19 protein-coding genes are annotated in these 18,423 nt (G+C 64.9%); 11 read left to right on the top strand and 8 right to left on the bottom strand.

Features of this window, described 5'->3' with window-relative positions; genetic code table 11:
* The gene (locus BTJ49_RS14500) at positions 1-924 is read left to right on the top strand and encodes a M14 family metallocarboxypeptidase (protein ID WP_113066142.1); all 924 of its coding nucleotides are present in this window, start codon (positions 1-3) and stop codon (positions 922-924) included.
* A gap of 64 nt (positions 925-988) precedes the next feature.
* Here BTJ49_RS14500 and BTJ49_RS14495 read toward each other — a convergent pair whose 3' ends face one another.
* On the bottom strand, positions 989-1,480 hold the full coding sequence (locus BTJ49_RS14495) for a sulfur transferase domain-containing protein (RefSeq protein ID WP_240601854.1): 492 nt from the start codon (positions 1,478-1,480) through the stop codon (positions 989-991).
* 283 nt (positions 1,481-1,763) lie between these two features.
* Between BTJ49_RS14495 and BTJ49_RS14490 the strand changes: the two genes are divergently transcribed.
* The gene (locus BTJ49_RS14490) at positions 1,764-2,459 is read left to right on the top strand and encodes a DUF3011 domain-containing protein (protein WP_113066140.1); all 696 of its coding nucleotides are present in this window, start codon (positions 1,764-1,766) and stop codon (positions 2,457-2,459) included.
* Between the two features lie 69 nt (positions 2,460-2,528).
* Here BTJ49_RS14490 and BTJ49_RS14485 read toward each other — a convergent pair whose 3' ends face one another.
* Both BTJ49_RS14485 and BTJ49_RS14480 read right to left on the bottom strand, forming a co-directional pair.
* Positions 2,529-3,284 carry an alpha/beta fold hydrolase gene (locus BTJ49_RS14485; RefSeq protein ID WP_113066139.1) on the bottom strand — a complete coding sequence of 252 codons (756 nt, stop codon included), beginning with the start codon at positions 3,282-3,284 and terminating at the stop codon, positions 2,529-2,531.
* Between the two features lie 111 nt (positions 3,285-3,395).
* Positions 3,396-5,798 (bottom strand): glycoside hydrolase family 3 N-terminal domain-containing protein, encoded by a 2,403-nt coding sequence (locus BTJ49_RS14480; RefSeq protein ID WP_113066174.1) that lies wholly within the window; start codon positions 5,796-5,798, stop codon positions 3,396-3,398.
* A 225-nt stretch (positions 5,799-6,023) separates the two neighbouring features.
* On the opposite strand from BTJ49_RS14480, the gene BTJ49_RS14475 reads away from it, so the two are divergent.
* Complete coding sequence (locus tag BTJ49_RS14475) at positions 6,024-6,923, top strand: endonuclease/exonuclease/phosphatase family protein (protein WP_113066138.1); 900 nt, start codon at positions 6,024-6,026, stop codon at positions 6,921-6,923.
* 19 nt (positions 6,924-6,942) lie between these two features.
* Here the strand turns inward: BTJ49_RS14475 and BTJ49_RS14470 are convergent, their stop codons facing one another.
* Positions 6,943-7,839, bottom strand: a complete 897-nt coding sequence (locus BTJ49_RS14470; RefSeq protein ID WP_168608162.1) for a GGDEF domain-containing protein — start codon at positions 7,837-7,839, stop codon at positions 6,943-6,945.
* A 385-nt stretch (positions 7,840-8,224) separates the two neighbouring features.
* On the opposite strand from BTJ49_RS14470, the gene BTJ49_RS14460 reads away from it, so the two are divergent.
* Entirely contained in the window at positions 8,225-8,611 is a 387-nt protein-coding gene (locus tag BTJ49_RS14460) for a YkgJ family cysteine cluster protein (protein WP_113066135.1), read from the top strand.
* 336 nt (positions 8,612-8,947) lie between these two features.
* Positions 8,948-10,573, top strand: a complete 1,626-nt coding sequence (locus BTJ49_RS14455) for a S8 family peptidase (RefSeq protein WP_113066134.1) — start codon at positions 8,948-8,950, stop codon at positions 10,571-10,573.
* A gap of 72 nt (positions 10,574-10,645) precedes the next feature.
* Here BTJ49_RS14455 and BTJ49_RS14450 read toward each other — a convergent pair whose 3' ends face one another.
* A complete protein-coding gene (locus BTJ49_RS14450; RefSeq protein WP_206098433.1) occupies positions 10,646-11,572 on the bottom strand; it encodes a DUF4886 domain-containing protein in 927 nt (308 codons plus the stop codon).
* Positions 11,573-11,709: 137 nt separating this feature from the next.
* Entirely contained in the window at positions 11,710-12,213 is a 504-nt protein-coding gene (locus BTJ49_RS14445) for a hypothetical protein (RefSeq protein ID WP_113066132.1), read from the bottom strand.
* A gap of 200 nt (positions 12,214-12,413) precedes the next feature.
* Here BTJ49_RS14445 and BTJ49_RS14440 point away from each other — a divergent pair, with 200 nt between their 5' ends.
* The 5 genes from BTJ49_RS14440 to BTJ49_RS14420 all read left to right on the top strand — a co-directional run bounded on the left by BTJ49_RS14440 (position 12,414) and on the right by BTJ49_RS14420 (position 15,688).
* The gene (locus BTJ49_RS14440; protein ID WP_113066131.1) at positions 12,414-12,968 is read left to right on the top strand and encodes a hypothetical protein; all 555 of its coding nucleotides are present in this window, start codon (positions 12,414-12,416) and stop codon (positions 12,966-12,968) included.
* 64 nt (positions 12,969-13,032) lie between these two features.
* On the top strand, positions 13,033-13,539 hold the full coding sequence (locus tag BTJ49_RS14435; protein ID WP_113066130.1) for a GNAT family N-acetyltransferase: 507 nt from the start codon (positions 13,033-13,035) through the stop codon (positions 13,537-13,539).
* Between the two features lie 62 nt (positions 13,540-13,601).
* Entirely contained in the window at positions 13,602-14,483 is an 882-nt protein-coding gene (locus BTJ49_RS14430; RefSeq protein WP_113066129.1) for an alpha/beta hydrolase-fold protein, read from the top strand.
* Positions 14,484-14,559: 76 nt separating this feature from the next.
* Positions 14,560-15,138, top strand: a complete 579-nt coding sequence (locus BTJ49_RS14425) for a hypothetical protein (protein WP_146742361.1) — start codon at positions 14,560-14,562, stop codon at positions 15,136-15,138.
* A gap of 88 nt (positions 15,139-15,226) precedes the next feature.
* Complete coding sequence (locus BTJ49_RS14420; protein ID WP_168184763.1) at positions 15,227-15,688, top strand: hypothetical protein; 462 nt, start codon at positions 15,227-15,229, stop codon at positions 15,686-15,688.
* 25 nt (positions 15,689-15,713) lie between these two features.
* Here the strand turns inward: BTJ49_RS14420 and BTJ49_RS14415 are convergent, their stop codons facing one another.
* Positions 15,714-16,571: a UDP-2,3-diacylglucosamine diphosphatase gene (locus BTJ49_RS14415; protein ID WP_113066126.1), complete on the bottom strand. Its 858-nt coding sequence runs from the start codon at positions 16,569-16,571 to the stop codon at positions 15,714-15,716.
* A 266-nt stretch (positions 16,572-16,837) separates the two neighbouring features.
* Between BTJ49_RS14415 and BTJ49_RS14410 the strand changes: the two genes are divergently transcribed.
* Positions 16,838-17,347 (top strand): fasciclin domain-containing protein, encoded by a 510-nt coding sequence (locus BTJ49_RS14410; RefSeq protein WP_113066125.1) that lies wholly within the window; start codon positions 16,838-16,840, stop codon positions 17,345-17,347.
* A gap of 56 nt (positions 17,348-17,403) precedes the next feature.
* Here the strand turns inward: BTJ49_RS14410 and BTJ49_RS14405 are convergent, their stop codons facing one another.
* A complete protein-coding gene (locus tag BTJ49_RS14405) occupies positions 17,404-18,381 on the bottom strand; it encodes a zinc transporter ZntB (protein WP_113066124.1) in 978 nt (325 codons plus the stop codon).
* Between the last annotated feature and the right edge of the window lie 42 nt (positions 18,382-18,423).

Below are 18,423 nucleotides of genomic sequence, written 5' to 3'. Positions count from 1 at the left end.
ATGACGCATCCCGCACCGTATCCGATCGGCACGCCCGGACGCCCTTGGGGCGCGGAGGAAAAGGCCCAGTGGCTGTCGCGGCAGCGCCGCCAGCGCAGCTACGAAGAGGACGTGTTGCAGCGCATCGAGTCGTTGCGTGCCGCGTTCGACGTCACCGAGTACGGATGTCTGGACTACGCGCCGGACCGTTATCCGCTATACGCCGTCCGCAATCGTGACTGGCGCGATGGACGGCCGCATGTGCTGGTGACGGGAGGCGTGCATGGCTACGAGACCAGCGGCGTCCATGGCGCGTTGCAGTTTCTGGAGCAGCGTGCGGAAGCCTATGCGGATCGCATCAATCTGCTGGTGGTGCCGTGCGTCAGCCCGTGGGCGTACGAGCGCATCCATCGCTGGAACGCCTACGCGCTGGACCCGAATCGGTCCTTCCACGCGAACAGTCCCGCGCCGGAATCGGCCGCGCTGCTGGATCTGGTGGCGCCGTATCGAGACCGCTTCGTGCTGCATATCGACCTGCACGAGACCACGGACACGGATGAATCCGAATTCCGCCCGGCGCTCGCCGCGCGCGACGGCGTGGCCTACGAGCCGGGCGAGATTCCCGACGGCTTCTATCTGGTCGGCGATAGCGAAGATCCGCAATCCGCTTTCCAGCAGGCCATCATCGAGGCGGTGGCGCAGGTCACGCACATCGCGCCGGCCGACGCCAACGGCGAGATCATCGGCTCGTCCGTGGTCGCGCCGGGCGTGATCAACTATCCGCTGAAGAAGCTGGGTCTTTGTGCAGGGATCACGGACGCCCGCTACCGCACCACAACCGAGGTGTATCCGGACAGCCCGAACGCCACGCCGGAACAGTGCAACGATGCGCAGGTGGCGGCAGCTTGCGCGGCCATCGACTTCGCGCTGGAGCAGGGTGTCTGATAGATACGCATGATCGTCATGAACGTGGATCGTGTCCGTACAGATCCGCGTTCATGGCATGGCGTTAGTTTTCTTTCGTGGTCGGCGCGTTCAACCTGGCGCGTACCGCCGACGCCAGACTCTTCAGGCCCCAGCGTTGCCCTTCGGCCAGCGCTTCGGCCGGGCTCTTGTGCTGCAGCCAGGCCGCACGCAGCGCGATCATGGCGCCGACACGGTTGCTGGATGCACAGTGCACCAGCGTGATCTTGTCGCCGGCCTGGCGAAGCAATGCGTCAAAGCGTTCCACATTGGCGCGCGTCAGGCCCTTGGCACCATGAATCGGCAGATTGCGGTACGTCATGCCGGCGGACCGTACGACCTTTGCTTCGTCGAATCTGGGGGTTTCCTCGGGCGTGCGCAGGCTGATGATTTCTTTGACGCCGGCTTGACGCAGCGTGGGCATATCGGCTGCGTCGAGGGCGCCGGAGGCCATTCGGTGCGGTGCCGGATGGCTCAGATTCCTGATCGAGGGCGATGCAGCGGACCCGGCGAACGCCAGGTTCGCGGCGAGCAGCATCACGCTGCACAGGCAGGCTCTCCACATGGTGCGTTCTCCTTTACGGTTCGATTCGATCGGGTGCGAGGCCGAGCGTACCCGATTGCGGTGAAGGATGGACTTTCGCGAGGGCGAGATGCCGCCAGCGTGCGATGACGCGAATCGGAGTATGCCGGCCCGTCTGGAGAGGGCTGCGGCGGGTCGCAACGCATCGCTAGGCCTTTCGACGTGTCCCCGATTGCCTATGGCGGCGGAGCGGCACGACAAGTAGAACGGGCGCACTCCATCATTGCAGGAGAGACTCATGCGCATACTCGTTTCGGCCTCGATCATTACATGCCTTGGTGTTGTGGCACTCGGCGTGCCACAGACGGCCCATGCGGACGACTTCGTGACTTGTTCCAGCAACAAGGGACGGCACACTACCTGCAGGCTGCCTCACGCAGGACGCGTGCAACTGGACGATCGGCAATCGCGCGCGCAATGTCGGCAAGGTCGCGACTGGGGCTACACGCGACACCATGTTTGGGTCGATAACGGTTGCCGGGGCCGGTTCCGCGTCAGTTGGTACGGTGGACATCACGGATATGACTATCGCGGGCATCACCACGACAAGCATCACGGCAACGATGCGGCCAAGGTGGCCGCAGGCGCGTTGATCGGTGCGGCCATTCTCGGTGCAGTAATCAAGAATCGGCAGCAGCAGAATGAAGCGTCGGTCTCGTATGATCGCGGTGGCGAGGCGAGGGAAGTGCCCAATTGGACAATCGGGACGTTCCTGGGACACAACCATCGCTACAACGCCGACGTGGTGTTGCGGGTGGAGCCGGACGGACGCGTACGCGCCACGGCGGAAGGGCAGGATGTCGACGGTTGGATCCGTGGCGATCATCTGCACGTGAGCGATGCCCGGTTCCGTCTTACGCGTACGTCGGAAGGGTTCATGACTGCCCAGGTCGGCGACAGCAGCAATCGCGTCTACTATCACCGCGTTCGCTGACCCGGACCGCACAATCTTCCCGGTCGAAGACCGTGCGGCATCGGCTTCATGCGTGAGACCGGCGAATCGCTAGTCCTTGTTGGCGCGCTGAAGCAGGGGAGCGATGGCGGGTTTCCACAGATTCCAGTTGTGGTACCCGGGGCGTTCTAGCAGATGTCCCTTCGGCAGTACGGGTTTCAGTAGCGTGATCGGCTTGCGGAATCGTTCGTTGGCGCCGTAGGTGATCCAGACGGTGCGCGTTCGATGCGGCGTGTCGGCCCAGCCGTGCAGGTATCGCCACAGTTCGCGCTGGAAGGTCGCTTCCGTCATCGGCTCGGCTGGGCCGGGCCGCCAGGATTCGAGTCCGCCAGCGGCGCGGATCTCGCGATGGATCGGGCGGTCGCCGAGGTACGGCGAAAGCAGCAGCAGTCCGGCGGCCTGCTCCGGATAGCGGCGATCGTAAAGCAGCGCGCCCATGCCGCCGAGCGAGATCCCCAGCAGCCAGACCGGTCGCTTCGGATGGGCCTCGAGCAGCGGTTCGATCACTTCGTCATGGAGTCGCTGTGGTGCGTGACCCTGGCGATAGAACGGCATGGTCAGGCCGGTCAGGATCACGTCGGCGTCCGGCCATTGGGCCTGAATCAGCGCGGCCGCATGGCGTTTCTCGAGCGATGCCAGATCGTCGCCGCGACCGGGAAGCATGACCACCACGCGTTGCGTCGCATGCGGGGCCGGATAGTAGGCGGTCGGAATCGGGCGGGTGATATCGCCGCCGGCTGTGCATCCGCCCATCAGCAGGAAGGTCAGCGTGGCAGCGAGCGCGTAGAGCCGTGTGCGTCCATTCATGCGAGGGGATTCCGTCGGGCCGATGGCCTCTCACCCTAGCGCAGTTGGCGCGCAAGAAGCAGCCCCCGGAACGCAGCGCTTCAACGCGTTGTTCCGAGGGCGGGCATCTCCTCAGGGCGTGACGATGAAGCTGGCTTCTTTGTTCGCCAGCGAGCTGTCGCCTACCCATACGGTGTAGTGGGTCGCCTCGACGACCTGCTTGCTGTGGATGTTCCAGAACGACAGTTCCGGGAAGCCCAGTTCGAAGGTGATCGTGCGCGACTCGCCCGGCTTCAGCGTCACGCGGCGGAAGCCCTTCAGACTGCGCACCGGCTGCTCGACGCTGGCGCCGAGGTTGCGTACGTACAATTGCGCGACATCGGTGGCGGTGCGCGAGCCAGTGTTCTTAACTGTCGCGGTCGCTGTGACCAAGTTCTTTGCGCCCGGACGGTTGGCTTGCGCCAGCGGCAGCTTGCTGCGTGAGACGTGCACGCCGGAGTAGGCGAAGTGGCTGTAGGTCAGGCCCCAGCCGAACGGGAACAGCGCAGAGTTGGGTACGTCGATGTAGCGCGAGATGAAGCGCGTGTCACCCTGCGGCGGTTTGCTGAGATCGGCCTTGCCCGGCGGGCGGCCGGTGGGGAACTGGTTGTAGTACAGCGGCTCCTGGCCGACGGCGCGGGGGAAGCTCATCGGCAGCTTGCCGCTGGGCGAAACATCGCCGAACAGCACGTTGGCGATGGCGTGGCCGGCTTCTACGCCCGGGAACCAGGTCTCCATGATCGCGGGCACGTGCCGGGCGGCCCAGTCCAGCACCAGCGGTCGGCCGGAGAACACCAGCAAGACGACCGGCTTGCCGGTGGCGACCATGCTTTCCAGCAACTGCTGCTGCTTGCCCGGCAGGTCGAGGTGGGCGCGCGAACCGGCTTCGCCGCTCATGTCGCCGGACTCGCCGAGCGCCATCACCACCACGTCGGCCTTTTCGGCGGCCTGGCGCGCGGCGGCGAAGCCGGCGGTGGAGTCGCCCTTGATGTCGGTGCCCTTGGCGTACAGCAGCGTGCCGCCGTTCTTCTTCATGCGTGCGGCCAGCGCCTGGCGCACGGTGATCACGTCGGACTTGCGGTACGCGCCGCCCCAGGCGCCGGTCATCTGGTTGGCATCGTCGGCCAGCGGGCCGATCAGGGCGATGGTCCGGACGTCGGAAGAAAGCGGCAGGACCGGTTTCGCGCCGACCTTGTCGTTCTTCAGCAGGACGAAGGACTCCTCGGCGGCCTTGCGCACCAGCGGGCGGTGCGCGGGCACGGCGTGGGTCACCTCGGTGCCGCGTGCGTAGGGATGCTTGAACAGCCCCAGCGCGAACTTCACGCGCAGCACGCGGCGCACGGCTTCGTCGATGGTGGCCATCGACACCTTGTGCTCCTTGAGCAGCTTGGGCAGCTGGGTGTCGTAGTAATGCGACATCATGTCGACGTCGGTGCCGGCATCGATGGCCTTCTTCGTGGCCTCGGCCGGCGTCAGCGCGATGCCGTGATGGGTCAGCTCCATGATCGAGGTGTAGTCGCTGACCACGAAGCCGTCGAAGCCCCATTCCTTGCGCAGGATGTCGGTGAGCAAGTATGGGTTGGCCGTGGCCGGCACGCCGTTGAGTGCGTTGAAGGCGCTCATGACCGTGGCCGAACCGGCCTCGATGGCCGCCTTGTAGGGCGGCAGGTAGACCTGGCGCAGACGGATGTCGGACATGTCCGTGGTGTTGTACTCGCGTCCGGCCTCGGCTGCGCCGTAGGCGGCAAAGTGCTTCACCGAGGCAGCCACGTGATCGGGTTTGGACAGGTCATCGCCCTGGTAGCCGTGGATATAGGCGCGCGCCATGGCCGCGCCGAGATAGGGATCTTCGCCGGCGCCTTCGACCGAGCGCCCCCAGCGCGCATCGCGCGAGATGTCGACCATCGGCGAGTAGAACCAGCGCACGCCGCCGGTGGTGGCTTCGCTGGCCGCCATGCGCGAAAGGTCCGTGACCAGCTTCGGATTCCATGATGCGGCCAGACCCAGCGGCACCGGATAGATGGTGCGATAGCCGTGGATCACGTCTGCGCCGAACAGCAGCGGGATGTGCAGACGGCTCTTCTCCACGGCGGCACGCTGGAACTTGTCGGTGCGCGCGGCGCCGACCACGTTGAGCATCGAGCCCATGCCGCCGTCCGCCGCCAGCTTCATGGCGTCGACGCACTGTGCCGTTGGGTTGGCCGCCATGGCCGGATTGTCACCGTCGGCCGTGGTGGGGGCAGAGCAGCCGGCGTCGTTGTACTGCATCAACTGGCCGATCTTCTCCCGCAGCGTCATCTTCTTCAGCAGTGCGTCGACCTTGCGCTCAATGGCCGGCGAGGCCAGCTGAGCGTTGGAAGGCCGGGTGGCGATCGTCGACGGCGCATCGGGCTGAGCCTGGGCGAGCGCGCCAGCGGATAGCGTCAACGCGCAGCCGAACGCGGCGCTCAACAGGGGCGCCTTGCGGCGTTGTGCGGATGGGGAAGGGGTCTTCATCATTTCTCCAGCAGTGCGCATGTACCGACATCAAGTCGCCGAGCGAGGCGACAGTCGTTTCCACCGGGTTCGGGCATCCCCGAACCGCTCTTGCATCGGTTATGGAAACGATTACATAGTGTAGCGGAGCCGTGTCCGTATGACAGCCACCGTGTTTCGAAATCCAGTCCCGGATGTGCTTTTCACGCCGGTGGAGAAGCGCTTTCCAGCCTGATCTGCGGATCCATGTCGTTGTTGCGAAGTCTTTTTTTCAGCTCGGAGTGCCCACGTGTGCCTTGTCGTCTTCTTGGTCCTGTCCTGATCGCGGTTTTCAGCCTCGCGGCATCCGTTTCTGTCGAAGCTTCGACGGCTCATGTCCTGCGGGTCATGACGTTCAATGTGCGTGTGCCGGTCGCCCGCGACGGCGTCCATGTCTGGTCCAAGCGGCGCGACCTGTTATTGCGCGTCATCCGGGCACAGCGGCCGGATGTGCTCGGGACACAAGAGCTGACCGAGGCGCAGGGCCGCTACATGGCCGCGCACCTGCCGGGCTATGCCTGGTTCGGCCAGGGACGGGAAGGAGGCGTCAAGGGCGAGCACATGGGGGTGTTCTACCGCACTGACCGTCTGAAAGTGCTGGCGTCCGGCGACTTCTGGCTTTCCGATACGCCGCGGGTGCCGGGGAGCCGGACATGGGGGCAACCGTATCCGCGCATGGTGACCTGGGCGCGATTCCGCCTGCGTGGCGAGGGATCGGTTTTCTATTACTTCAACACCCATTTCCCATATCGCCAGCAGGACGTCGAGGCGCGGAGACGCAGCGCCGACGAGGTCCTCGGGTGCATCGCCGGGTTGCCGGCGACGGCGCGTGTGGTGCTGACTGGAGATTTCAACAGCGCGGCGAGCAGCGCGTTGCACGCAAGACTCGCGCGCGCTCTGGACGATGCTTGGATGCATGCGAAGCGCCGCACAGGACCGGCGGGCACTTTCCATGGGTTTACTGGGCGGCCTGCTCGCCGGATCGACTGGATTCTCACGCGCGGTTTCACGCCGCGCGAAGTGCATACCGTCACCACGCACGAAAAGGCAGCGTATCCCTCCGACCATTTCCCGGTGGTGGCGATGTTGGCGTTCGACGGCGGTTGAGGGGGAGGTCGAGGCCGAGTCAAAGGTGGCGCTCGATGCCCCTGGAGGTAGTGGCGGGAGGATCGTCACTGGCCGTGACGACGCGATTGCGTCCCTGCCGCTTGGCTTCGTACAGCGCTGCGTCGGCGCGCGCAAAGAGCGCATCCGCTGAATAGCCCGTGTCCGGTCCGGCGTGCGCCAGCCCCATGCTCAACGTCAGTTCGGGCAGCGGAGGTTCATGCCGCGCCGCTTCCGTCTCGACGGCGCCGCGTATGGCTTCGGCCAGCGCGGCGGCCGAAGCGGGATCGTGGTCGGTGCAGGCGATCAGGAATTCGTCGCCGCCGAAACGGCCCAGCAGATCCGCGCTGTCCAGATGCTCGTGTGCGACGCCAGTGACCAGCGTCAGCGCCTGATCGCCGACGAGGTGGCCCATGCGATCGTTGATGGCCTTGAAGTGATCGAGGTCCAGTACGATCAAATGGACGGATTGGTCGTAGTGCGACAGATGCTCCAGCATTTCGCGCAGACCGCTGGCGAAGGCCTGGCGATTCAGCACACCCGTCAACGGGTCGTTGGTAGCCTGCTGACGCAGTTGTTCGGACTCGTTGCGCAGGCGTTTGTGGATACTCTGCAATGCCCGGTGCTGGCGTGCGAGTCGATCGGTCTCGCGCGCGAGTCTGTGGCTACGCCGCCACAGCAGCCAACCGGTTCCGGCAAGAACCAGCAGGGCCAGCAGCAGCCATGCGGGTGTGCGATTCGCGGTTGAATGGGCAGCGGACAGGTTCGCTGGCGTCGCCGTGGCGGGTGATTGCGCCGGGACCGCAATTACGCCGAGTGTCCGGGCGCTGGTATGGCCGTTCGGCGTCGGTGCCGGCGATGACACCGGCGGCTCTGTTTGCTGCGGCGGCGCGACCATGAAACGGTCGATGCTGGGCAACGGGGGGTCGTGCTCTGCGGGCCTTGTCGGCGCGGCGAGCAAAGGAGGCGGCGGGATGTGCGGCGGAGGCGGAGGCGGCCGGAATCGCGGTGCGCCCGGCGGGGGCGGCATCCCTGGCGGAGGCGGCGGCATCGGCGGCCTGGCGTACGTCAGCGACACCGCACTGGATGCGAGCAGCATGATGCACGCCGTCAGCAGGCGCGAAAATGTGTTCAAACCGGAAATCCCGTTCGGGGCCGTGGAAAGTCTACCGTGATTCGGGGTCGTCGTTTGCGGTTCACGAAGCGGTTTCGAATTGGTTTGCCTGGCAGGATGTTCAAATCGATGCGAAGCGCCTAGAATCCGCCGCGCTCCGCGCCGTGGGGTGCGGTCGACATGCCTGAAAATGAGCCACCCGTGCCTGCGCTGCGGCGCCTGCTGTGCGTTCTATCGTGTTGCATTCCACTGGTCGGAGGCCGAGTCCTTTCTGGGCGGCGAGGTGCCGCCCGCACTGACAGTGAAACTCGATCCGCATCGTCTGGCGATGTGCGGTACCGATCTTCGCAAGCCGCGATGCGTGGCATTGCAGGGGGAGGTTGGCCGCAGCGCATCGTGTGCGATCTACGTGCAGCGTCCTTCCGTCTGTCGCGAGCTGATGCCTTCCTGGTCGCAGGGTGAATCGATCTCGCAATGCGATCGTGCACGGCAGGCGCACGGTCTTCGGCCCCTGCAGCCATGTGATTGGCTGGAAATGGGTGAACCGGATGCCGAGGCGCTACCGGATATGGCCTGACCGAATGCTCCGGCATCGTCCATGCGCGCTAGGCCATACGATATAGAGTCTCGACGTTTGTCCTGCAGGGAATTGTTTTTGCAGGGTAAATGAAGAGGGTGACGTTTTCGGCCGACTGAAGTAGCGCGAGCGGCACACTTGAATTCGTGAACCAGTTCTCTAGTGTCGAGGGCGGTGAAAGATCCGGTTGCGCAGTTGTCTGGACGACCGCTGCGGGCCCGTCGGGGAGGGGGCCTCGACGCATGCTTTTTTGCCGTTGGGTTTGTTGCACGAGTTTGCCGCCTACGACGGGGGCCGGTCACGGCTCCCGTCCCTTGCATCGAGAGGGGATTCATCATGAGAACGCGTTTGGCGACCAGGACGCTCCTGTTCGTATCACTTGCCGTGGCAGGCGCATTCAGCGCGCATGCGGCCACACCGACCGTATCCAATTCGCGCGTGAACCTGAGTGCGCTGAAGGATACCGGGACCTATCATCGTTTCATCGTCACCTACAGCAACGGCAGCCTTCAGCGCAGCGACCGCACGGTGATGATGCAGGGCATCAACGGTGCCGTACGCCGCGCGGGACTGGACAAGACGAAGGTCACGGCTTCGTTCCAGCGCAAGCTGGCAACCGGCTCGGATCTGGTACGCACGTCGCGCGCGCTCAATCGCGACGAGGCCGCGGCGCTGATGAACCAGATCGCCGCCGACCCGACCGTGCTCGACGTGACGCCGGACGTGATGATGTATCGCGACCCGCTGATCAAGGCGCCGGCGCTGTTCCAGCCGACGACCTTCACGCCGAACGACACCTACTATCCGTTCTATCAGTGGCACCTGAAGGCACCGGACGGCGCGATCACCTACTTCGGTGACGCCAACCACGGTGGCGCCAACGTCAATGGTGCCTGGGACATCGCCGACGGCTCCAATGTCGTGATCGCGGTGCTGGATACCGGCATCACCGAGCACGTCGATGTCGATACCTCGCTGGCCGACGCCGGCTACGATTTCATTTCCGACGCCTTTGTCTCCGGACGTCCGACCGATGACCGCGTGCCGGGCGGCTGGGATCTGGGCGACTGGACCACGACCGAACCCTGGTTGTCGGCCTGCACCAGCGCGAGCAATCCGCCCGAGGACAGCTCGTGGCACGGCACGCATGTGGCCAGCACGGCGGGCGCGGAACTGACCGACAACGCGCGCGGCATGGCCGGCATCGCCTACAACGCGAAGATTCTTCCGGTGCGCGTGCTGGGCCACTGCGGCGGCTACAGCAGCGACATCGCCGATGCCATCGTGTGGGCCGCCGGCGGTCATGTCGACGGGGTGCCGGACAATCAGCATCCGGCCGACGTCATCAACCTGAGTCTGGGCGGCAGCGGTACCTGCCGCACCTACGACCAGACGGGTTGGGCCGTGCACGTAGCCAATCAGTTGGGTGCGGTCGTGGTGGTTTCGGCCGGCAACAGCAACGACGATGCGCGCAACTACTCGCCGGCCAGCTGTCCGGGCGTCATCACCGTGGCGTCGACCGGTATCACCGGCAAGCGTGCCTACTACTCCAACTACGGCATGGCGGTGGAGATCGCCGCACCGGGTGGCGGTGTGTTCCAGGACGATGATCCGTCCACGGGTGTGATTTCCTACGACGGTTTCGTCTGGCAGGCACTGAACAACGGCGACACCACGCCGGTCTCGCCGGGCACCAGCTATTCCGGCTATGCCGGCACGTCGCAGGCGGCGCCGCATGTGGCGGGCACGGTGGCGCTGATGCAGAGCGCGCGCAAGGCGCTCGGTCTGCGTCCGCTGAAGCCGTTGCAGGTGCTGGCGATTCTGCGCAAGACGGCCATGCGTCCATCGATGTCGCTGCGTGACTACAGGCACTCGATCGGCGCGGGCATCGTCGATGCCGAGGCGGCGGTCGAAGCGTCGGTCAACGGCACGCGCAACGGTCCGGGCGGCTTGCCGCGCTGACCGAGTCTTCGTTCTCGAAGATGAAAACCCGGCGCAGCGATGCGCCGGGTTTTCTTTGCCCGCGGGTGGGAATCAGCGGTGGGCGTCGCGGGCCGGTGTCGCTTGTAACTGTCGGTAGGCGACCGTCTGCAGAGCCTGCGCCTGATCGGGCGAGATGCCCAGTTCCTGCGCGGCCTTCTCGCCGCGCCCCAGCGAACGCGGGTCCTTGCCGGTGATGGCACCGAAATCCATCAACGCCTCGAGGTAATAGCCGTAGGTGCTGGCGTGGTAGTGATCGTAGGCCCACAGGTCGACCTGACCGAAGGCGATGCCGTCGTAGGGATCGGGGTCGGCGACATGCTCGGCGATGGCGCGGTTGAACGCCAGGCCCAGCGGAATCACGCCGTTGATCTGCGGGTTCCCGTCGGCGACCTTGCGGTAGGCGCGGTACAGATCGCGCGCCATCGCCTGGATCGGCTGCCCGTACCAGTGCCCACGCTTGAGATAGGTCTGATCCGGTCGCGACCAGGTCGCCAGGAGGCGGATGTCGACCTCGGGATTGCGCCGGTGGAACAGGGCGGCAAGACGTCCGGCATAGCGGCGGAAGTCACGCGGGTCACCCGGGTGGGTCGGGCTGAGCGTGCTGTATTCCTGCATGACCACGTGGTCCCAGGCGCGGTCGAAACGGTTGGCGCGGTGCGTGAAGTGGAATTTCAGCGTCTGGCCTGCATCGGTTTCCAGACTGACGTCGTAGTGCAGACCCGCTTCCTGGGTGAATAGCTTGAACAGCGCCGGCACGCCGCCGACACCGTCGCTGTTGAGATCGTGCACGGTGCCGGCGCGATAGTGCCAGACCGGCGAATGCGCGCCGTAGGTGAAGCTGTTGCCGATGAACAGGATGCGCTGCGGCGATGCCGCCGACGCCGGCATTGACAGGAGCAGCGCGAGCAACAGAAGCACTGCGGCGCAGAGGCGCGGCGTGGCGGCTCGCGGGCGGTAGGAGGGAATGGGTGACGTCATGGCGGGTTCTTGTGGACAGAGGTGTGTCGTCGGGCGCGTGGGTGCCCGATGATCGCATACAGGCTCGGCAGTACCGCCTTTGCATCGCGCTCTGTTGTTCGGTTCATGCATGCGGCCAGGTGCTGCACGCTTGATACTCAACGATGGCCGTGCGGTCCGTCGAAATGCCCCTGGCTGACGCCGATGGAAATGCTCACACCGCCGGTGGGGTGGTCGCAGCTTCCGAAGGCGCGCGTGATGTTCACGCGGCCGCTCTGATACGAGCCGTCGACATGGTTTCCGGCCATCACGCCTGCGCCGACGCTGCCGTGGACCTGCGGTTGGTTGTAGGAGGCGTCGTCGCAGTGCGGCGTGTCGTCGGACGCGGTCGATGGCCCGACCTGGCCGCTGGTGTCGCCGTAGTAGAGGCCCGGTTGTGACGCGGTGTGTTCTTGCGCGCCAGTGCGTGTGGTGTCGGTAGAGGTGGATGCGTGCGCAGCGCTGGTTGCATGCGCTGGGGCCGCGGCAGTGCGGCCGCCGGATGGAAGCAGGTCCTGCGGCGGAAGTTCCAGGTTGAGCGGTTTCGACGGTGGTGTTTGGGCCCATGCGGAAGCGGCGATCAGGCAGGCCAGGCCGGCCAGCAACGTGCGTTCGAGATTCATGCCGACTCCGGGCGAAAGCGGGAACGTGGGGACAGGGACTTGGAGTGGCCAGTTGTGCCGAAGTTCCCTTGCGCATCGCATTCGGTGAGCCGGTAAATCCTTGTCTCGGCACGTTTTAGCACGTGCGGGCTGTGCTATCTTTGGAGGTGTCGAAGTGCTGTCGTTTCGCCATGATCCACCGAAACGATGCGAGGTGTTCCATGAAACGCATGCTCCTTCTAGGTCTGGCCGTAACCGCCGCGTTGCTTTCCCGCGCCGCGCTGGCCGACTCTTTTTCCGCCAATCACTTCAACCAACGGGTGCTGCCCGTGCTGGTGCATGTGAACAGTCAGGGCAAGGTGACGGATGTCGCGCCTTCGTTCACGTTGCGTCCGGCGATGGACCGTCTGCTGCGCAGCACGCTCGACGAGATGATCGCCAAGCCGGCCTACTACAAGGGGCGCGCCGTGGCATCCCAGTTCGTGATCAACCTGGGCATGGAAGCGACGCCGCGCGCGGATGGTCGCTACGACGCCCGGTTCGTCTACGTGTCCAGCAAGCCGGTGCCCTCGGGGCAGTGGTTCTGGCGTCATGTGGACGGGCATCGGCTGGTGCTCGTGCAGCAGGACGCAGGTTCGTTCGGGCCGCGCGGCAGAGAGCATTTCCGTTCGCGTCCGATCTACCGCCGCGTCGGGACGCCATGGGTGCCGACTCCGGCAAGGGCTCAGCCGACGTCCTCGGCGCGCACGCGGACAGGCACTGCGCGAATCCGTTAGTCTTCGGATCCGGCGCGCGCGGAACGCGAGCGGCCGCCACTCGTACCGCTGCACGCAGGTCCCCATGCACCCGTCCTACCGCATTCGCCCCATCGCCGCCGCCGACGATCGCGCTATGGCACACGTCATTCGTACCGTGATGCCCGAGTTCGGCGCCGGCGGCGCCGGCTTCGCCATCCATGATCCCGAAGTGGACGCCATGCATACCGCGTATGCGGTCGCCGGGTCGGCTTATTTCGTGGTCGAGTCCGATGGCCGGGTCATGGGTGGCGGTGGCATCGGCGCGCTCGAGGGCGAGAAGGATGCGGTCTGCGAACTGCGCAAGATGTACTTTCTGCCGGAGCTGCGCGGCCGGGGCGCCGGGCGTGCGCTGATGCAACGCTGTCTGCAGGCAGCGCGTGAGCTCGGGTATCGTCAGTGCTACATCGAGACGCTGACCGGCATGGACGGGGCGCAGGCGTTGTATCTGAAATCGGGTTTCCGGCGCATCCCTTCCCGCATGGGCGCGACCGGTCATTTCGGCTGCAACCTGTTCTACCTGCGCGAACTGGAGACGGATTCCGCTGCCTAGTCTGTGCGGCCCGCCCGCAGCATCGGCCGGTGTCTTCTTTTCGCCGCTGCTTCGGAGTTTCCATGCCGTACCGCATCCGTGTCGTCCTTTTCTGCCTCGTTGCGCTGTTCGCCTTCCACGACGCCGGTGCGAAGCCGTTCTCGTTGCCGAACACCCGCGTCGTCACGTTGAAGAGCCACGTCAACGGCCAGACTTACACGTTGTATGTGTCATTGCCGCGTGGTTACGTGCGGCACCCGGAAAGGCGCTATCCCGTGGTCTACACGCTGGATGCCGACTATGCCTTTCCGATCGTGAGTTCGGTGACGACCCACTTCGCCGATCGCGGCAACATGCCCCCGGTGATCGTGGTCAGCATCGCGTATCCGGGCGGCATTTCGGACATGGATGCCTATCACCGTAACCGCACCCGCGACTACACCCCGACGCACACGCTGAAGGGCGGATACGGTCCGGAGGTCCAGAAACTTTCCGGCGGCGGCCACGCGTTCCGACGTTTCATCACCTCCGAATTGTTCCCCTACGTGCAGAAACACTGGCGCGCCGATCCTGCCGACCGCACCTTCGTCGGACATTCGTTCGGCGGGTTGTTCGGCGCCTACGTGCTGCTGACGCAGCCCAGCGCGTTCCGCAACTACGTGCTGGTCAGTCCTTCGTTGTGGTATGACGACAAGACCATCTTCCGTCTCGAATCGGCGTACGCGAAGAAGCACAAGGATCTGCCGGCGCGGGTGTACATGGTGATCGGCGCCTATGAAAATCAGGCGCCGCCGAGCCATGCCATGATCGACGACGCACGCGCGCTGCTGAAGCGCATCCAGTCGCACGGCTACGCGCATTTCGAGGGCGCGGTGCGCGTGCTCGATCGGGAAACCCACAACAGCGTTTTCCCGGCGGGCGTCACCCGCGGTCTGCGTGTGCTGCTCGATGCCCATGCCCAATGACACGGGACTTTGTCGCCGTCATGGCGTACACAGGGAGCGGGTTCCGTGGCGGGACCGTTTTCGGGGAGAGTCTTTCATGCAGGCAGCATCGATTCGAACACTGATGGTCACCGGCGCACTGGCGCTGGCCATGACATGGTCGCATCCGACCGAGGCACAGCAATCCGCGACATCGCCGGCGCATGCCGCATCCGCCGTGCCGGCGGCGCGGCCGTCCGATGTGAAGTCGATGGATGCGATCATGCACGCGGTCTACGACGTCATTTCCGGGCCGGCCGGTCAGGCGCGGGACTGGAAGCGCTTCCAGTCGCTGTTCCTGCCCGGTGCGCGGCTGATCGCGGTACAGCGCGACAAGCAGGGAGCCGACCATGCATTGACGTTGACGCCGGAAACCTTCGCAGAAAAAGCCGGGCCGTACATGCGCGAGCACGGCTTCTTCGAGCGTGAAACGCATCGCAGTGTCGAGCGCTACGGCGCCGTCGCGCAGGTGTTCAGCACCTATGCCTCGCGCTATGCGAAATCCGACCCCAAGCCGTTCCAGCGCGGTATCAACAGTTTCCAGCTGTACTACGACGGACATCGCTGGTGGGTGGTGACCATCTACTGGCAGCCCGAGCGCGCGGACCTTCCGATTCCGAGCGAATACGGCGGCTGACGGTCGAACATCAGGATAAATAGGGGGAGGAATGAATGATGCCGGAATGAATGATGCTGAGCGACGCCGGCAGGCGTACCAGCGGTACATGGAGATGAGCGTCAGCGGGTTGCGCGAGCAGTGGGCGCGGGACGGCCGCACGGATTGGGCGGAGAGCGCGTTGCGCGATGCATTGCTCGACGCGGGTGTCGGGTCGGACGAGTTGGACGCGGTCGCGGCCCGGCGTAGCGAGATCGCCGCGCAGCGGCTTCCCGAGCTTAGCGCGACGTTATGGCAGTACGGTGCGGTCGGACGTGTTCTTGCGCTGGGCGGCGCATTCCTGGTGGGCGGAAGCCTGTACCACCTTGCCGGAATGATGGCCGCTACCGTGGGCGTGGCGGTGGTGCTCGGCACCTACATCAGCGTGCTCTACAAGCGTCAGAATCTGCATCGCGGACAGGCCATGCGGCCCATAGCGCGATTCTGGATGACCTGGCAGTTCATCGAGGCGATTCTCATCACCGTTGTGGTGGTGCTCGGCATGTTGGCCAAGATGCTCCTCGTGCCTTGAGGTCGCAGGCGTCGGTCGATGACGCTCAGGCAGCGCGATGCAACTGCGACAGGTTGCGCTGCATGGCCGTTAGGGGCGCCAGCGCCAGCGCGGCGGCGGGCGAGGGCAGCACGATCTCGCTGCTGGCGCGCCCGAGGGCCGTGGCCTGTTCGCTCCAGTGCAGCAATTCCATGGCGCCGGTCTGATCCTCGACCAGCGCCGTGCAGTGTTCGACCCAGTCGCCGTCGTTGAGGTACAGCACACCGTCCATGCGGCGCACATGGCCGAAATGGATGTGTCCGCAGATGTGCCCGTCGAAACCTTCCTCGCGTGCGCGTTGCGCGACGCGGGCCTCGTAGGCGCGGATGTAGGCCAGTGCGCGGCCGATGTGCGACTTGATGATGATCGACAACGGCAGATAAGGCTTGGCGCGCCGCCGTCGCCAGGCGTGCAGTCGGCGGTTGGTCCAGCAGATCGCGCGGTGCAGGGCCTCGCCCAGCCACAACATCCAGCGTCGGCCGACGTGCTCGGGATCGAATTCGTCGCCGTGACTGACGCGGTATCGGCGGCCGTCCGCGCCGACATGTTCCGCCTCCAGTTCGATGCGGATGCCGCCGAAGGATTCGCCGGCCAGTCCGCGCAGCATGGCATCGTGGTTGCCGGGAATGTAGGTGACACGGGTGCCGCTGCGGGCGATGTCGAGCAGGGTCAGCAGTACTTCGCTGTGGTCGCTGTGCCACCAGCGCCGCCGACCCAGCGCCTCCAGGTCGATGATGTCGCCAACCAGGTACAGGTGCTCGCAGCGCACCGTGCGCAGGAAATCGAGCAGATAGGCCGCCTTGCAGTCGGGCGTGCCCAGATGCACGTCGGAGAGAAAGACGGACCGGAACGTCGTGCGGGACATGGCGCATTCACCGGTGGCTGGCTACCGGGGTCTCAGTATCGAGGTCGAAGGTAACGTTCCGATGGCGCTGCGATTGCAGTCATGTTTCTGCACGTGGTGGATTCGGGACGCTATCGGCCAAAACGCGTAGACCGAATGATGTTTCCATTTTATTGATATTGAAAAGATTTTTAACCTATCGGGAAGCGTTTTCGGGGCAGTCTGGGTGAACGTGCGGCGTGGTTCGCGCACGTGCCCATCCATGCACGATCCGGAGTTCTTTCATCATGAATGCCCATCTACGCAAGCTTGTGTCGATCACGCTTCTCTTGCTGTCCGCGCTGGCCGTTCCCGCACTGGCTGGAGGCGGGCATCACGAGAAGCCAGACATCGTTTCCACGGCGATGAGCACCGGCCAGCACGCCACGCTGGTGACCGCCATCGAGACCGCGCAATTGGCCGATACGCTGCGCGGAGCGGGACCGTACACGGTCTTCGCGCCGACGGATGCCGCCTTCGAACGGCTGCCGCCGGGCGCGGTCGATGATCTGCTCAAACCGGAGAATCGCGACAAGCTGCGCGCGCTGCTTCTGCATCACGTGGTCGCCGGGAAGGTCATGTCCACGCAGGCCATGAACATGGACACCGCCAGCACGTTGAACGGAACCAGCCTTCCGCTCAGCGCGCGTGCAGGGAAACTCTACGTGGCCGACGCCGAGGTCACCGGCGCCGATGTCGTCGCCGGCAACGGCGTGATCCATGTGGTCGATACGGTGCTGATGCCACCGGAGATATGAGTTCTTGAAGCACGCACCGTGGTCCCCGGATCACGGTGCGTGCGCATCTGCGGGTTTCAGAACCACTTGCGCAGTTTGAAGTAGGCCAGCTGCAGACCAATCACCAGAACCAGGAAACCGACCACGATGGCGAAGGCCGCCTTGTTGTCCGTGCCCGGAATGCCACCGACGTTGATGCCGAGCAACCCGGTGAAGAAGCTCAACGGCAGGAACAGCGCCGCCACCAGCGACAGCAGGTAGATACGCGCATTCATCTGTTCGGACAGTCGGTTGGCCAGCTCCTCGTGCGTGACCATCGCGCGTTCGCGCACGGAATCGAGATCCTCCAGGTAGCGTTGCAACTGATCCGCGCTCTCGCGTAGCCGGCTGCGTTCGCGTGCTCCGATCGTGGCGTGTTCGTCCGTGTACAGACGGGTCATGGCTTCGCGCTGCGGAGACAGGTAGCGGCGCAAGGTGATGGTCTCGCGGCGGATCGACGCCAACACGTTGCGCAACTCGGCGCCACTCTCACCTTCGAGAACGTTTTCCTCGGCCTGTGCGGCGCGATCCTGCAGGTCGTCGATGACGTTCTCCATGCGCGCGACCAGGCTGCCGATCAGGCGGGCCAGGCAGCCGCCTGCGCTCTTCGGGCCGGCATGGCTTTCGAACGTCTGCAGCACATCGGTGACCGACAGCAGCGTGCGCCGTCGCGCGGTGATGATGCGGTGCTTGTCGACCCAGATGCGGATCGACACCATGTCCTCGGGCTGCGATCCCGGATTCAGGTTCACGCCGCGCAGGAACACCAACGTGGCGTCGCCAATGTTCGTGGCGCGCGGGCGGGTTTCTTCGCTGAGCAGTGCCTGCGCGGCGAACTCGTCGATACCGCTCTGTTCGAGCACCCAGCGGCGTGCAGTGGGCTGGCTGTAATCGAGATGGATCCAGATCGGACCATCCTGCTCGCGCCATTCGGCGATCTCGTTCCAGCCGATGCGGCGCGCGCCCCCCTTGCCGTCGAGGATACCGGCGTAGATCAGCCCTTCTTCTTCATCCATGGGATGCAGTCTCCGTCGAGTTGCCCGAAGTGTATGCGCAGA

The organism is Oleiagrimonas sp. MCCC 1A03011, from assembly GCF_003267965.1.
In the GTDB taxonomy this organism is placed as follows: Bacteria; Pseudomonadota; Gammaproteobacteria; order Xanthomonadales; family Rhodanobacteraceae; genus Oleiagrimonas; species Oleiagrimonas citrea.
Note: the sequence above shows the minus strand (reverse complement) of the source record. Positions and strands in the feature narration are given on the sequence as shown.